Here is a 14,688-nt window from a genome sequence, read left to right as displayed (position 1 = left end):
AGCGCCCTCACGGACCGTCTTCACCGAGGTCACCGTCGCCGTGCCGTCGGAGGCCTTCACAGTCTGCTCCTCCGCGGGAGCCTCCGACTCCGGGGAGGTCTCGGTGACCTTGGTGTCGATCTTGTAGAGGGTGTCCGCGTTGATGGGGCTCAGCTGGGCGCCGTAGCCCTTCTGCTCGGTGTTGGAGGTGCGGGTGGTGCCGCTGGTGAAGTCCAGGGTGAACGGCACGGACTGGTTGGCGTAGGCGCCGGCCTTGTCCACCGCGAAGGCCCCCTCGGGGGTGACCAGGACGTCGTTGGTCGCCCGGGAGCCGGTGTCCACGGAGCTGACGACCTTGCCGGTGCGGGCGTCGATCACCCCGACCTCGCCCTTGCCGAAGTCGGTGACGTAGACCAGGTCACGGGCCTCATCGTTGTCGATGGCCAGGGCCTGGGTCCCGAAGGGGATGGACTTCTTGTACTCACCGGTGGTCAGGTCGTAGACCGTGACCCCGGAGTTCTTGCCGCCCTTGCCCTGGCTGGAGACGTAGATCTCGTTCAGGGACTTGTCCACCGTCACGTCCGACGGGGACAGGCCCGCGGAGGAGTCGTCCGCGTGCACGGTGATGGTCTGCACGACCTTGAGGGTCTTGGTGTCGATCACGCTGACGACGCCGCGGGAGATGTCCGGGGTGTACAGGCGCCCGGCCTCCTCGTCCAGGAAGGAGTTCATCCCGGTGCCGGCGCCCTCGCCGACGTCGATGCGCTGGGCCTCGTGGGTGGTCAGGTCGAAGGCGACGACGCCCTTCCCGTCGGTGACGAAGGCGCGGCCAGTGGCGTCGTCGATCTTGACCTCGCGCGGGTGGTCCACGACCTGCTCGGAGGCCGCCGGGTCGTAGGAGGTCCAGATCTGCTTCAGGGTGGTCTGGTCGAACACGGATACCGCACTGGAGCGGGTGTTGGTGACCCAGACGGTGTTGTTCGCATCGTCCGCGGCGATCCCGTAGGCGCCGTTGTACTGGTAGCCGGCGTTCTGGCCGGTGCCGGTGCGCAGCGTGGGCATCGCGGCGTTGGCCTCGATCTTCATCGTCGAGGGTTTCACCCGGGCGATGGTGGCGGTCTCGATCGGGGGACGCCCGGAGGAGCCGGTGACCCACAGCTTGTCGTTCTTCTGGGAGTAGGCCATCTGGTACTGACCGGGCAGGCCCTGGGTCTGCTGGGCCGAGACTTCGACGCTGCGGGCGCTCGAGGCGGCGCTCTCGGCCGGGGCGGCCTGGGCCGGGACCATCAGGGCGGAGGCCAGCAGGGAGGCGGCGGTGGCTCCCACGGCCAGGTTCTTCAGACGGCGCCGGGGGCGCTGGCAGGAGATCGTCATCTTTCCTCATTCATCGGGTCCCCGCCGTGGGCGGGGACGGTGCGAGGTGGACAGCCGCGCGTCACAGGACACACAGCTTAGCCTTTCCTAAAGGTGGGCTGAGATAGAGCTTACGCCTCAGTGCGCCGTGCGCCAATGCCGTGGCCGATCGGGATCGACGCGCCGGGCTCAGCCCCGCCCGTCGCCCAGCATCGAGGCCAGGGCCCGGGCGCCCGCGCCCCGGATGACCGCGGCGTGATCCCCGGGCACGGTCTGACGCTCCAGCGCCCCGGTGCGGGCCCAGGCCTGCGCCGGGGCCCCTTCGCCCAGGGTCCGCTCGGCCCCGACGTGCAGCAGCCGGGCGCGCACCGGGGCCGGGTCCGCCCCGCGGGTGTGGGCCATGGCCCGGCGCACCGCCGCGATGCTGGTGCGCAGGGCGGCGTCGTCCAGGGCCGCCAGGGGCGAGCCGTGCTCGCGCAGAGCCGCCAGGGTCTCCTCCAGGTTTCGCGGCGGGGCCTGCGGTTCCACCCCGCCCATGCGCATCAGGGCCCGCCACAGCTCCCCCGGGCCCGGTGCGGGCAGGGACCGCCAGTACGACGGCGGGTAGGCGTCCAGCAGCCCCACCGCACCGATTCGCGGGCCACCCTCCCGTTCGGCCAGGCCCGCCAGGTGCACCGCGGCCATTCCGCCGACGGACCATCCGGCCAGATCCGCGCCGTCGGGGGCGATCTCGCGCAGCAGCGGCAGCTGCTGGGGGGCCAGCTCCTCCAGGTCCGCAGGCTCCGGAGCCTGCGGGTCGGTGAACTGCGGGGCCTGCAGCGTCCACACGGTGCGGGCCGGGCCCAGGGCGGGCAGCAGCCCCGCGTAGCACCAGCCGAGACCCCCGGCCGGGGGCAGCAGCACCAGGGGTGCTGCGGCAGGGTCCGAGCCGCGGCGCAGCAGCAGCGTCGGCGCCAGATCCGCCCCGAGACCGGCGCCCGATTCCTCCCCCAGGGCCGCGGACAGTGCGGCCGGGGTCGGGTGGGCGAAGATCTGCGCCAGGGAGCAGGGCAGGCCCAGCCGCTCGTCGATCCGGGCCACCAGCTCCAGCGCGGTCAGGGACGCGCCCCCGGCCGCGAAGAAGTCCGCGCCGGGCCCCAGCGGCTCGCGCTCGAGCACCTGCCCGAACAGCTCTCCCAGGACCGCCTCCCGCCAGGTGGCCGGGCCGCCCTCCCGTCCTGGGGCGCCGTCCTGCCCCGGGGCCTCGGTGATCTCCCGTTCGGCCAGCGCCCGGCGGTCCGCCTTGCCGTTGGCGGTGATCGGCAGGCGCTGCAGCACCTGCCAGACCGTGGGCACCATGTACCCGGGCAGGTGCCGTTCGGCGTGGTCCCGGGCCCGCTGCACGATCCGGTCCTCCTCCGCTGCGGCCTCCAGGAAGCCGACGAGCACCTCCTGCGCCCCGATCCGGCGCACCAGGGCGACGGCGGCGCTCACCCCGGGCACCGCGGCCAGCACGGTCTCCACCTCGCCCAGCTCCAGGCGCTGCCCGCCGATCTTGACCTGGTGGTCCGTGCGTCCCCGGTACTCCAGGGCCCCGTCCGGGCGCCACCGGGCCAGATCCCCCGTGCGGTAGACCCGCACCCGCTCCGGGCCCTCGTCCCCGAGCCGTCCGGCCGGCAGGTGCCGGAACGCGGCGGCGTCGGCCTCGGGGCGGTGCAGGTATCCGGGAGTGACCTGCACCCCCGACAGGCACAGGTGCCCCACGACCCCGACCGGGCAGCGGTGCCCGCTCGCGTCCAGGACGTGCACCCCGGTGTTCCAGGCGGGCCGGCCGATGGGCACCACGGGCTCCTCCGGGTGCTCCTCGGTGGCCCAGGCGGTGACGTCCACGGCGGCCTCCGTGGGGCCGTAGAGGTTCAGCGGCCCGGTGCCGAGCATCCGGCGGCACCCGGCCACCTGCTCCCGGGTCAGGGCCTCCCCGCTGCACACCACGGTGCGCGGCCGGTGCGCCCCGGCCGCGAGCGTCCGGGCCGCCCCCGGGGAAGCCAGGAACGCCGAGAGCATCGTGGGCACGAAGTGCAGGCAGTCCACCCGGGCCTCGGTGATCAGCCGGGCCAGGTGCTCCGGGTCCTTATGCCCCTCGGGGGCCGCCACGACGACGCCGGCCCCGTGTCGCAGCGGCCAGTACAGCTCCCACACGTGCACGTCGAAGGAGACGGCCGTCTTGTGCGCCACCCGGTCCCCCGGACCCACGGGAGCCAGGTGCTGCTGCCAGGCCAGCCGGTTGTCGATCCCTGCGTGGGTGATGGGCACGCCCTTGGGACGCCCGGTGGACCCGGAGGTGAACAGGATATAGGCGAGGTCCTCCGGGGCGCGCCGGGTGCCGGGCAGCGGGTCCTCGAGGCCTGCGGATGCGGCCTGCTCAGCGCACACCCGCTCCTCGGCCCGGGCCAGGTCCGCAGCGGTCAGCGCGGTCACCGGGTGCTCGGTCACCGGGTGCTCGGTGGCCGAGGAACCCAGCTCCAACGGGTCCAGGCCCGGGCCCTCCAGCAGCCAGGGGCAGCCTGCGTCGGCGAGCATCCCGGCGACCCGTTCGGCCGGCAGCTGCGGGTCCACCGGCAGATAGACCGCACCCGCCGCGAGCAGGGCGTACACGCTGACGTACTGGTCCAGGCCGCGGTGGGTGCGCAGGGCCACCGGGTCCCCGGGGGCCACGCCCAGGCTCGCCAGGGCCGCGGCGCGGGTGCGCGCGGCCTCGGCCAGCTCGGCGTAGGTCAGGCGCCGACCGCGGAACCCCTCCCCGGGGCCCGGGTAGGCCGGGCCCTCGATCACGGCGGTCTCCTCAGGGTGCTCGGCCACGGCGGCCGCGAAGCCCTCCCACAGGGTTCCGGAGCGCCGCGGCACCCGGGTCTCCGCCAGCTCGTCCAGCCGGGCTAGCTCCGCCGGGGTGGCCTGCTCCAGCTCGTCGACGTCAGTCCCGTCAACGGCCGCCCGCCCCCACGCGCCCACCCAGTGCACCAGGCGCTCGGCGTGGGCCTCGGCCTGCTCACGGCCGTACAGGGCGGGGTTGGCGTCCAGCTCCAGGCTGATCGGGTGCCCGCGCCCGGGCATCCCCCGCACGGTCACCGTCAGGTCCGGGACCGGCCCCGCGCTGACGTTGTGCACGCGCGCCGTGCCCTGCCCGAAGGGCAGGACGGCGTCGAAGGGGACGACGTTCAGCTGCGCACCGAACAGCCGGGCCCCGCGGCGCCGGGCCTGCCGCTCCAGCTCCTCCTGGCGCACCAGCCCATGGGCCTGGTTGCGGGCCAGCTGAGCGGTCACCTCCCCCAGCTGCGCTGCCGGGCTCCCGCCGGCGGACACGGCCACCGGCAGCAGGTTCGCCGCCGTGCACCCGGTGCGCGCGGCCATCCGGGGCCCGCCGGGCAGCACGCGGTTCATCTGCGGGACCCCGTAGCGGGCGCTGGACAGGCCGAGCACCCGGGTCAGGTAGGATCCGGCCGCCGCGACGACGGCCGCGGGCCACCCGGTCCCGGCGGCCTTCCCCGCCCCCAGCAGCGCCTCCTGCAGTGCCGGGTCCAGCTCCCGGCGGGCCCGGTGGGCCACCGCCGGGGCGTCCGCGGCGCGTCCGGCCAGGGAGTGATCCTCCCCCTGCTCCAGCTCCTGCAGCAGCGGCTGGAAGGCCTCGGCGTGCTCGGCGCGCACCGGGACGTCGTCGGCGTCCTGGGCGGCCAGCTCGGCCAGGCCCGGGCGCTGCGACGGGACCGGGTCCTGCCCGTTCAGGATCTGCCCGTAGACCCGGCCCAGCCGGCGCAGGGCGTCGAAGGCCGCGAAGCCGTCGGCGACGAGGTGGTGGAAGCAGTGCAGCAGGAAGAACCGGCCTCCGCACTCGATCAGGGCGCTGCGCACGGTCTGCCCGGACAGCGCCTCCAGGGGGTGCCGCAGCTGCTCGGAGCACCAGGCCAGCACCGTCTCGCGGATCGCCTCCTCCCGCTCCCCGTCCGTCTGATCCCCCGCGGCCTCGGGGGCCGGGAGGGTCACCGGGCGCAGCACCTCGACGCCGTCCAGGAACCGCTCCAGCGGGATCTCCCGCCACAGCACCCGCCCGTCCCGCTCGGCGCAGCGCACGCGGAACCCGGGGTTCTCCGCGTACACCAGGCGCAGGGCCCGCTCCAGGGCGGCGACGTCGGGCGCGGCGGGCAGCTGCACGCACTCGGCGGTGGTGTAGCAGGGGTTCTCCGGGTCCAGGCGCGCGGCCATGTAGATGCCGCGGGCGGCCTCGGTGATCGGGTGCCAGGGGTGCTCGGGGGCTGTCATCGGCGGATCCGGTCCTAGCGCTGGGAGGCCTCGCGCAGGAAGGACACGGTGGGCCGGGAGATCAGCTCCGTGAACTCCGCCTGCACCCCGGCCGCGGCCAGGTCATCCAGCAGGGCGAAGGTCGCGATGGAGTCCAAGCCCAGCTCGAACAGGCTGGCCTCCGGGTCGGCCAGGGCCCGCTCGGCGGCGTCGGCCTCGGGCAGGTGGGTGCTCAGGATGGTGCGCAGGGTGGCGTCGTCGATCATGGTGGTGCTCCTCCTCAGATGGGGATGGTGGGTGCGTCAGTCGGCCAGGCGCTCGGCCAGGTGGGCGCGCAGCTGCTTGCGGGAGATCTTCCCGACGTTGGTCAGCGGCAGGCGGTCCATGACCACCACCCGCTCCGGGATCTTGAACTCGGCCAGGCCCGCCTCGCGGAAGCTCGCGCGCACCGCGGCCCGCGGGTCCTCCCCCAGCTCCTGCCCGGGGCGGGGCACCAGGATCAGACCCACCCGCTCGCCCACGGCCTCGTCCGGGATGCCCACCGCGACGGCGTCGGCCACGGCCAGGCGGTCCAGGGCCAGGTCCTCCAGCTCATCCACCGCGATCTTCTCCCCGGCCCGGTTGATCTGGTCCTTGGCCCGGCCGGTGACCTCCAGGTGCCCGGAGGGGTGCCGGCGCACGATGTCCCCGGTGCGGTAGAAGCCGTCCTCGGTGAAGGAGGTGCGGTTGGCGTGCTCCTCCCCGTAGTACCCGCGGATGGTGTAGGGACCGCGGGTCAGCAGGTGCCCGGGCTGCCCCTCGGGCACGGGCCGACCCTCGTCGTCCAGGATGAGCACCTCGTCGTCCGGGCTGATGGGGGTCCCCTGGGTGGTGAGCACCAGCTGCTCGTCGTCGTCCTCCCGGGTGTAGTTGACCAGGCCCTCGGCCATCCCGAAGACCTGTTGCAGCCGGGCCCCCAGCACGGGCCGCACCTGCGCGGCCGCGGCCGGGGCGAACCGCGCCCCGCCCACCTGCACGAGGCGCAGGCTGGACAGATCCGGGGCCCGACGCTTGGCGGAGGCGATCCAGGCCTGGGCCAGCGGCGGGACCAGCGGGGCGATGTCCGCCCGCTCCCGCTCGATCAGCGCGAAGGCCGTCTGCGGGCTGGGGTCGGCGGCCAGGATCACCGCGCCCCCGGCCCACAGGACGCCGAGGATGCCCGGGGAGCTCATCGTGAAGTTGTGCGCGGCGGGCATGGCCACGAGCATCCGGCTGGAGGCATCCAGCCCGCAGATCCGGGCGGATTCCCGCACGGAGTACAGATAGGCGGCGTGGGTGCGCGGGATGAGCTTGGAGACCCCGGTGGTCCCGCCGGACAGCTGCAGGAAGGCCGCGTTCTCGGACAGCCGCTGCGCCCCGCGGTTGCGCACCGGCTCGGGCAGCTCCTCCCGGCGCAGCGGGGTCGGGGCGTGCGCCTGCGGGTCCGCGACGTCGATCAGCGTCGGGGGGATGAGCCCCTGCTCCTCCAGCCGGGCGGCGTACTCGGCGTGCAGGGCCCGGTAATCGTGGTTCTCCGCGCCCTGGGCCACCACGTGCGCGGCGGCGTCGGTGCGCGCGGCGAACTGCTCCAGCTCCCCCGCCCGGTGCTTGGGCAGCGCGAACACCGGCAGGGCCCCGTACAGGAAGGCCCCGACCATGTGCGCCAGGAACTCCACCGTGTTGGGCAGCTGCAGGATCACCCGGTCCCCCGGGCGCACCCCGGCCTCCCGCAGGCGAGCGGCGGCGGCCAGGGCCTGCTCCTCCAGCTGCCCGTAGGTCCAGCGCACCGTGTCCAGGCTGGATCCGCCGGGCAGGCCGTCGGCGGTGCGCCCGACGACGGCGAGGCTCTCCCGGTGCGCGTCGATGCTGCACAGCAGGAACTGCTGGAAGGTCTCATCCACCCAGTGCCCGGCCTCGCGGTAGCGGCGGGCGGCCTCCTCCGGGATCGCGGGAAACGGCGCCAGCGGCGAGCGCCCGGCGGCGCCGGTGCTGGTCGGGGAGGATGTGCTCACGGAAACGGTCTCCTTTGCGGGGTCGGTTCGATGGGGCTGGGCCCGGCGGGATCGGCGGGCCCGGCTCAGTCGGCGGGGTACAGCCGCACGAGGGCGGGGATCAGGGAGCCGCGCCAGCAGGCGTAGTCGTGTCCGCCGTCGTAGCGCAGGTACTCCACCCGGGCCGGGCTGCGGCGCAGCTCGCGGGCGAAGTCGTCGTGGGGGCCGGTGAGCACCCACTCCTGATCCCCGACCTCCAGCACGAAGCGGGAGTCAGCCAGGGCCTGGGCGCCGTCGCGCTCCAGCAGCTCGGCCAGGGCGCGGGCGGGGGCCTCCTGCCACAGGGAGGCCGACTGGGAGACCACCGCGCCCACGACCCGCGGGGCCAGCAGCCCGCACAGCAGGCTGGCCAGGCCGCCGAGGGACTGACCGACCGCGCAGGTGCGCGCCGGGGCAGGGTCCAGCCCGTGCTCGGCGCGCAGCCACGGCAGCAGTGCTTCGGCGACGTAGCGGTGGATCGGCTCGGTGCCGTCCAGCTCCCGCCAGCGCCGCTCCCGGCCGCCGGAATCCAGCAGGACCAGGTGCACCGGTGCCAGGTCCCCGGCGCGCACCGCCTGCTCGACGGCGCCGATCAGTCCGTGCCGGGCCCAGACCTCGCCGTCGAAGATCAGGATCACCGGGGATTGCGAGTCGGCCCCGGCGCTGCGGTGCAGGGCCACCCGGTGCTCTTCGGGGGCGGCGTGCCAGACCAGCTGGGTCTCATCCGCCGGGGCGAAGACGTAGGGCTGCCGGGGTGCGTCGGCCAGCTCCACCACGCTCAGCGCCCGCCCGTCCCGGTTGGGGCAGGTCAGCGCGTTGCGCGGGTCCGGGACCCCGGCGTCCAGGGCCGCGCGCAGCTGCACGTGGTCCTGGGCCGAGATCCAGGGGGCCGGGGCACCCGGGCTCGCGGGGATGAAGCAGTAGGAGGCCCGCCAGGTCCGGCGCATCCGGAAGGAGGCGTGCCAGGGGCCGTCGGGCCCGAGCCGGTGCATCAGCGTCGCCCCCAGCGCGGATTCGTCGGTGAGGCGATTGGCGAAGAGCAGGACCTGCTCGGCCTCGTCGTCCTCGTAGAGGAAGGTCACGATCTGCCTGGCGGGATCCTGCGGGTCCTCCTCCAGCAGCGGCAGCGGCCCGTCCAGCAGCTCGCGCAGCCGCCGGTGGGCCGCGGCGGCGGCCTGCGGGTCGGCCAGCTCCTTCTCGAGTGCGCTCAGGTGCGGCGAGTCCGTGCGGGGCACGGGCTCGCGCCGGGGCGGCTTGGGCGGGCGGCGGGCGGCGGGCATCGGCTGCGTCATTCCTCCTCCTCGGTGGGCACGACCATCGGCGAGCTCGTGCACGGGTCCGGCACGATCACGCAGTCCAGGTCGAAGACCTCGCGGATGATCTGCGCCGTCACGATATCCCGCGGGGCCCCCTGGGCCGCCACCTGCCCGTCCTTCATCAGCACCACGTGGGTCGCGTAGCGGAAGGCCAGGTTCAGGTCGTGCAGCACGACGACGACGGTCTTCCCCGCCCGGTGCAGGCGCCGGGTGAGGTTGAGGACCTCGATCTGGTGGGTGATGTCCAGGTACGTGGTGGGCTCATCCAGCAGCAGCAGCTCGGTGTCCTGGGCCAGGGTCATCGCGATCCAGACCCGCTGGCGCTGCCCGCCGGACAGGGCCTCGATCGGGCGGTCGGCCAGCTCCAGCACCCGGCAGGCGGCCATGGCCGCAGAGCAGATCCGCTCGTCCTCCCGGCTCCAGGTGCGCAGCAGGGACTGGTGCGGGTACCGGCCGCGCCCGACGACGTCGGAGACCGTCACCCCGCTGGGGGCCTCCGGGGTCTGCGGGAGCATGGCCAGGGCGCGGGCGACCTCCTTGGAGCGCCAGTCCCGCAGGGGCGTCCCGTCCAGCAGAACCTGCCCGGAGGCGGCCGGCAGCACCCGCGAGAGGGTCTTCAGCAGCGTGGACTTGCCGCAGGCGTTGGGCCCGAGGATCACGGTCAGCTCGGCGTCGAGCACGTCCAGGTCCACCCCGTGCAGCACCTCGCGGTGCTCGTAGCCGCCGTGCAGGTCCTCGGCCCGCAGCCGGGCGGGGGCCTCGGGGGTCGTGGTGGATGCGGTCATGGTCTTCTCCGTTCCGCGGCGATGAGGTAGACGAGGTAGCACCCGCCCAGAGCCCCGGTGACCACTCCGACGGCGAGGGTCCCGGGCAGGGCGTGCTGGGCGAGCAGGTCAGCCCCGAGGACGAGCACCGCGCCCGTGAGCGCGGCCCCGGCCAGGCCGGCCCCGGTGACTCGGGTGAGGGTCCGGCAGATGTGGGGGGCCGCCAGGGCCACAAAGGCGACGGGCCCGGTGGTCGCGGTGGCCAGGGCCACCAGCAGCACCCCGACGAACAGGGAGAGCACCCGCACCCGGCCCACGGGCACGCCGATGCCGGCGGCGACGGCGTCGCCGTACATCAGCGCGGTCAGGGGCCGGGCCAGCCACAGCAGCGCGGGCAGCAGGATTAGCAGCGCGATCCCGAGCAGGGCGACCTTGGCCCACGTCATGGCGTTCAGCGAGCCCACGAGCCAGGCGGCCGCGGTCTGGGCCTGCGTCAGGGAGGCCCGCACCACCAGCAGGGAGTTCAGGGCGGACAGGGTGGACCCGACCCCGATGCCGATCAGCACCACCCGGTAGCCGCCCAGGCCGGTGCGCCGGGTCAGCCCCCACACGACCACGGCGGTGCCCAGCCCGCCGAGCACCGCGCCCAGGGCGACCCCGCCGGGGCCGGCGTCGAAGACGATGATCTGCAGCAGGGCCCCGGTGGCCGCCCCGTGGGTGAAGCCGATGATGTCCGGGGAGCCCAGCGGGTTGCCGGAGACCACCTGGAAGATCGCCCCGGACAGTCCCAGGGCCACCCCGACGAGGATCGCGGCGAGCACCCGCGGGGCGCGCACCTCGGTCACGAAGTACCGGGCCAGCCGGGGCCCGCCGCCGGTGAGGGTGTGCAGGACCTCCCCGGGGCTCAGCCGGTACTCCCCCTGCATCAGGGCGAGCACGGCCAGCCCGAACAGCACCACGGCCAGTGCGGTCAGCACGAGCGTCTGGCGCAGGCTCACCCGGAGCCCGAATCCGCGGGGCCCGCCGCCCAGGCGCAGGGTGCGCGCGGGGCGGGTCTGGGTCGGGGGACGACGGCGCACGCGGTTCACAGGGCCTCGACCTTCCTGCGGCACATCAGGGCCACGAACACGGGGGCGCCCACGAGGGTCGCGATGATCCCGACCTGCGTCTCCTCCGGGGCCAGGATGGTGCGCGCGAGCACGTCGGCCAGCAGCAGCCAGACCGGTCCGAGCAGCAGGCTCAGGGCGGTGACCCAGCGCAGGTCGGCACCCATGAGCTGGCGGGCGATGAACGGCACCGCGAGCCCGACGAAGGTGATCGGCCCGATCGCGGCCGTGGCCGCCCCGGCCAGCACCGCCACGCACACCAGGGCGATGGTCTGGGTGCGCCGCAGGTGCACACCCAGGGCCACCCCCGCCTCCTCGCCCATCGACAGGGCGTTGATCGCCGGTGCCGCCCAGAGGGCCAGGGCCAGCCCCAGCAGCATCAGGGGCGCCACCGCTGCGGCGATGTCGTAGCCGCGGTTCTCCAGGGATCCGGCCACCCAGAAGCGGAATTCGTTGAAGGCGGTCTGGTCCGCGAGGATCAGCGCCTGGTTCAGCGCGGCCAGGGCCGCGGAGATCGCGACGCCGGCCAGGGCCAGGCGCACCACGGAGGACCGACCGGTGCCCCCGGAGCCCAGGGCGTACACCGCGACGGCGGCCAGCCCCGCGCCGACGAGGGCGCACAGCAGGTAGGCGTGGATCCCCAGGGCCCCGAACAGCACGACGCAAAGCACGACCGTCACGGAGGCGCCGGCGTTGATGCCCAGCAGCCCGGGCTCGGCCAAAGGGTTGCGGGTCAGGGCCTGCATGACGGCCCCGGCCACCGCCAGGCTCGCCCCGCACATGATCCCGAGGAGGGTCCGCGGCAGCCGCTGCTGGGTGACGATGGTCTCGGCCTGGCCCTGGCCGTGCCCGGTCAGCGCCGCCCAGACCTCGCGCGCAGGCAGGGCGTGGGAGCCGAAGGCGATCGACGCGGCGATCGCGGCGACCAGGAGAACGGCCGCGGCGATCAGCCACAGGACCCGGCGGCGTCGGCGCCGGGTCGCGGAGATGGAGCCCATCTAGTCGGCGGACCCCGCGGAGTCGGAGGACTCGGCCTGAGCCGCACGGCGGCGGCGCACCAGCACCACGGCCGCCACGATGGCGACGGCGGCCAGGGCACCGGCCCCGATCCACGGGAACTGGGAGCCGGAGTCCTCGGTGGTGGCCGAGGCCTCGCGGGCGCCGCGGGAGTCCGCGGAGGCGCTGGCCGAGGCCGAGGCGCTGGCGGTGGGGGTGGCCGAGGCCGAAGCCGACTGGCTCTCCTCGACCTCCTCGGTCACCTCCTTGACCTGCCCGCCCTTGCCCTCCTCCTGCAGGGCCTTGGCCTGCTCCTCGGTCAGGGGGTTGCCGTTCTCGTCCACGTACTGGGTGGTGGTCCCGCCCTGCCCGGAGGTCCCGGCATCCGAACCGGAGCCGCCGTTGGACCCCGAGTTCCCTCCGGACCCGGAGCCGGAGCCCTGGCCACCGTTGGATCCGGAGTTCCCGTTGGAGCCGGAGCCGCCGTTGGACCCGGAGCCGGACCCGCCGGAGTTGGAGCCGGCGTTGGGATCCACCTGGGTGCCGGACACGGACCCGCCGCCCTGGGCGGCGGAGTTCACGCCGGTCACGGTGAACTGCGGGCTCTTGTTGGAGTACCCCTTGGAGGACCCGTCATCGCCGACGCGCACCGCGGTGAGGAAGCGCAGGGTGTGCTTGCCCTGCTTGATGTCCTTGGGAACCTGGAAGGAGCCCTTCAGCAACCCGTTGGAGGGGACGACCTGCTGGTGCACCACGCAGGCCCCCTGGGGCGCATTCGAGGAGCAGGTGTTGCCGTCGTCGAATTTGATGGACACGGTGGATCCGGCGGGGAAGCCGTTGAGGGTGAAGCTCAGGTAGTCCCCGGCCCGCACGGATCCGGAGACCGTGCTGGAGGTGCCGGGGCTGTTCCCGGAGGCGCCGCCCGGGGGCAGGGCCGTGGCGGCGGAGGAGCCGATGATCAGGGCGGCGAGGACGGCGACGAGGGTCGCCAGCCATCGGCGGATGCTGGGGCGAGGGTGCGTGCGCATGCTCAATCCTTGGTTGCGGAATCGGAGGCGGAGCCGGCGGCGCCGGCCGTGGTCTGGGTCTTCTTCTTGCCGCCGGTGAGCATGAGGGCCAGGAGAATGGCGGCGGCGGCCACGAGCAGCAGGTTCTCCCAGGAGAACCAGGAGTGCTTCCGGGCGGTGCTCTGGGCGGCGGCCTGGTCCTGATCCTGCCCGGAGCCCCGGGCCTGCTGGGCCTGGGCGGCCTGGGCGGAGGGGCTGGCGGTGGGCTTCTTCGCGACCTTCTTCTTCACCACGCGCTTGACCACGGTCTCGGTGTCCGAGCCCGGGGCCCGGCGGACCACGACGTAGGAGGTCTGGTCCTGCGCGGTGTCGGAGAGGCTGCTGGCGTTCCCACCGGGCACGGCCGCGCCGGTGAGCACCGAGGTGCTCCCGGAGCCCGCCACGGGGCCGGAGGTCTGCTCCGCGGTGCCGGAGGTGCGGTTCGGCGAGGTCGCGGTGGCGCGACCGGAGCCGCTGGTGCCGTGGCCGCCGGAGGAGCCGGAGTCCCCGGAGCCGGTGTCCTTCAGCTCCAGAGTGGTCCAGCCCAGGATCTCCCCGACGTGGCCCTCGTTGCCGTTCTGCACCAGGAGCTGGTACTTCCCGGCCAGCAGCACCTCGCGGTCCACGGTGTAGGTCACGGACCTGCGCGCGTCCAGCTGGTGCCACTCCCCCAGCCAGGCGCTGCGTCGGGAGCCGTCCGTGTAGGCGCTGGTGTGGATCCAGTCTCCCTGCCGGCCCTCCGGCACGGTCACGGTGAGCTTGTCCCCGTCCAGCGTCGCGGAGACGCCGTGCCGGTTGCCGGAGGTCAGTGCGGAGCCCGGATCCACCGGGTCCGGGGCGCCCTGCGGACGGTACTGCCCGACCACGAAGTCGGCGACGCCGGCCCCGCCGACGGTGGAGCCCTTGTCTCCCGGCTTGAGCGAGCCGGAGAGGAAGCGCAGGGTGTGCGCCCCCTCGGGGAAGGCCGGGGTCGAGGTCTTATCGGTGCCGTCGGGCAGCTGGATCCAGGCGTCGAAGGTGCCGTTGGACTGATCGGTCTCGATGATCTGCCAGATGGTCCGGTTGGTGCTCACGGCGTCATCCAGGCGGCTGTACTTGCCCTCGTCCAGCTTCACGGCCACATGGGCGGCACCGGTGTTGGCCGTGGGGTTGCAGTATCCGGAGCCGGTGACGTGCACCTTCCCGCCCACGCCGACGTTCTTCGTCTCCACCGTCACGGTGGGCCGGCTCGTGACGTCGGTGCACTTGACGTCGGAGGTCTGGCTGTCCTCGTCGGCAGCCACCCCGTCGACCTTCAGCGGCCCGACGGCCGTGGAGCGCTGCACGTCCTTCCAGGACGCATCGACATACTCCGCGTTCTTACCGGAGAGGAACTGGGCCTTGAGGTACTGGCCCTGCTTCAGCCCATCGGGCAGGGCGATATCGACATCGAACTCGCCCTTCTCATCGATGTGGAAGATGCCCGCGGCCTTGTCCTCCTTGGACTGGTCCGGGGTGAGCAGCACCCACACGCTGTCGTTGTTGCCCGCCCGAGCGGTCAGATAGTCGTTGATCTTGGTGTTGGGGGTCCGGGTGTAGGCGTCGCCCTTGCTGTTCTTCAGCAGCTTCACGGCGATGACGGAGCCGCGCTTGCCGTCGGCCATGGTCCAGCCCTCGCCGTGCAGCTTCAGGCGGGCGCCGTCTCCGGTCCCGATCGGCGCGATGCGCACGGTGGCGTCATCGACGGCCTTGTCCCCCACCTTGCCGGGGATGGCGTAGGAGTCCCAGTGCTGCGGATCGTCGGGGTCCACGGTGGTCCCGTCGGCCTT

Annotated in this window: 10 protein-coding genes; all 10 read right to left on the bottom strand. The window is 73.9% G+C overall.

All coding sequences use genetic code 11. From position 1 onward, the window contains the following. On the bottom strand, positions 1–1,353 hold a 1,353-nt coding region (locus KKR01S_RS10290; protein ID WP_131800615.1), incomplete at its 3' end, for a YncE family protein. A 168-nt stretch (positions 1,354–1,521) separates the two neighbouring features. After that, complete coding sequence (locus KKR01S_RS10285) at positions 1,522–5,625, bottom strand: non-ribosomal peptide synthetase (protein ID WP_061225931.1); 4,104 nt, start codon at positions 5,623–5,625, stop codon at positions 1,522–1,524. 14 nt (positions 5,626–5,639) lie between these two features. After that, a complete protein-coding gene (locus KKR01S_RS10280; RefSeq protein WP_061225930.1) occupies positions 5,640–5,870 on the bottom strand; it encodes a phosphopantetheine-binding protein in 231 nt (76 codons plus the stop codon). A 36-nt stretch (positions 5,871–5,906) separates the two neighbouring features. Continuing rightward, positions 5,907–7,634 (bottom strand): (2,3-dihydroxybenzoyl)adenylate synthase, encoded by a 1,728-nt coding sequence (locus tag KKR01S_RS10275; protein ID WP_058731676.1) that lies wholly within the window; start codon positions 7,632–7,634, stop codon positions 5,907–5,909. Positions 7,635–7,699: 65 nt separating this feature from the next. Continuing rightward, positions 7,700–8,944 carry an enterochelin esterase domain-containing protein gene (locus KKR01S_RS10270; RefSeq protein WP_058731677.1) on the bottom strand — a complete coding sequence of 415 codons (1,245 nt, stop codon included), beginning with the start codon at positions 8,942–8,944 and terminating at the stop codon, positions 7,700–7,702. After that, the gene (locus tag KKR01S_RS10265) at positions 8,941–9,753 is read right to left on the bottom strand and encodes an ABC transporter ATP-binding protein (protein ID WP_058731678.1); all 813 of its coding nucleotides are present in this window, start codon (positions 9,751–9,753) and stop codon (positions 8,941–8,943) included. Before KKR01S_RS10265 ends, KKR01S_RS10270 begins: the two co-directional genes overlap by 4 nt. Further along, positions 9,750–10,820 (bottom strand): FecCD family ABC transporter permease, encoded by a 1,071-nt coding sequence (locus KKR01S_RS10260; RefSeq protein ID WP_061225929.1) that lies wholly within the window; start codon positions 10,818–10,820, stop codon positions 9,750–9,752. The genes KKR01S_RS10265 and KKR01S_RS10260 overlap by 4 nt, the downstream gene beginning before the upstream one ends. Continuing rightward, complete coding sequence (locus tag KKR01S_RS10255) at positions 10,817–11,836, bottom strand: FecCD family ABC transporter permease (protein ID WP_055684575.1); 1,020 nt, start codon at positions 11,834–11,836, stop codon at positions 10,817–10,819. Before KKR01S_RS10255 ends, KKR01S_RS10260 begins: the two co-directional genes overlap by 4 nt. Continuing rightward, a complete protein-coding gene (locus tag KKR01S_RS11505; RefSeq protein WP_055684576.1) occupies positions 11,837–12,862 on the bottom strand; it encodes a hypothetical protein in 1,026 nt (341 codons plus the stop codon). 2 nt (positions 12,863–12,864) lie between these two features. Next, positions 12,865–14,688 (bottom strand): hypothetical protein (locus tag KKR01S_RS11020; RefSeq protein WP_165596172.1); only part of this gene is annotated, 1,824 nt, incomplete at its 5' end.

Origin of the sequence: Rothia kristinae NBRC 15354, assembly GCF_001570865.1 — a bacterium.
Taxonomy (GTDB): domain Bacteria; phylum Actinomycetota; class Actinomycetes; order Actinomycetales; family Micrococcaceae; genus Rothia; species Rothia kristinae.
The sequence above is the reverse complement of the archived record's forward strand: the minus strand, read 5'-3'. Positions and strand labels throughout refer to the sequence as shown.

What these genes read in the sequence shown, in the direction of transcription:
- KKR01S_RS10285 (WP_061225931.1), bottom strand. Translation starts at nt 5,625, where the DNA reads ATGACAGCCCCCGAGCACCCCTGGCACCCGATCACCGAGGCCGCCCGC.
- KKR01S_RS10255 (WP_055684575.1), bottom strand. Translation starts at nt 11,836, where the DNA reads ATGGGCTCCATCTCCGCGACCCGGCGCCGACGCCGCCGGGTCCTGTGG.
- KKR01S_RS11505 (WP_055684576.1), bottom strand. Translation starts at nt 12,862, where the DNA reads ATGCGCACGCACCCTCGCCCCAGCATCCGCCGATGGCTGGCGACCCTC.
- KKR01S_RS10270 (WP_058731677.1), bottom strand. Translation starts at nt 8,944, where the DNA reads ATGACGCAGCCGATGCCCGCCGCCCGCCGCCCGCCCAAGCCGCCCCGG.
- KKR01S_RS10280 (WP_061225930.1), bottom strand. Translation starts at nt 5,870, where the DNA reads ATGATCGACGACGCCACCCTGCGCACCATCCTGAGCACCCACCTGCCC.
- KKR01S_RS10265 (WP_058731678.1), bottom strand. Translation starts at nt 9,753, where the DNA reads ATGACCGCATCCACCACGACCCCCGAGGCCCCCGCCCGGCTGCGGGCC.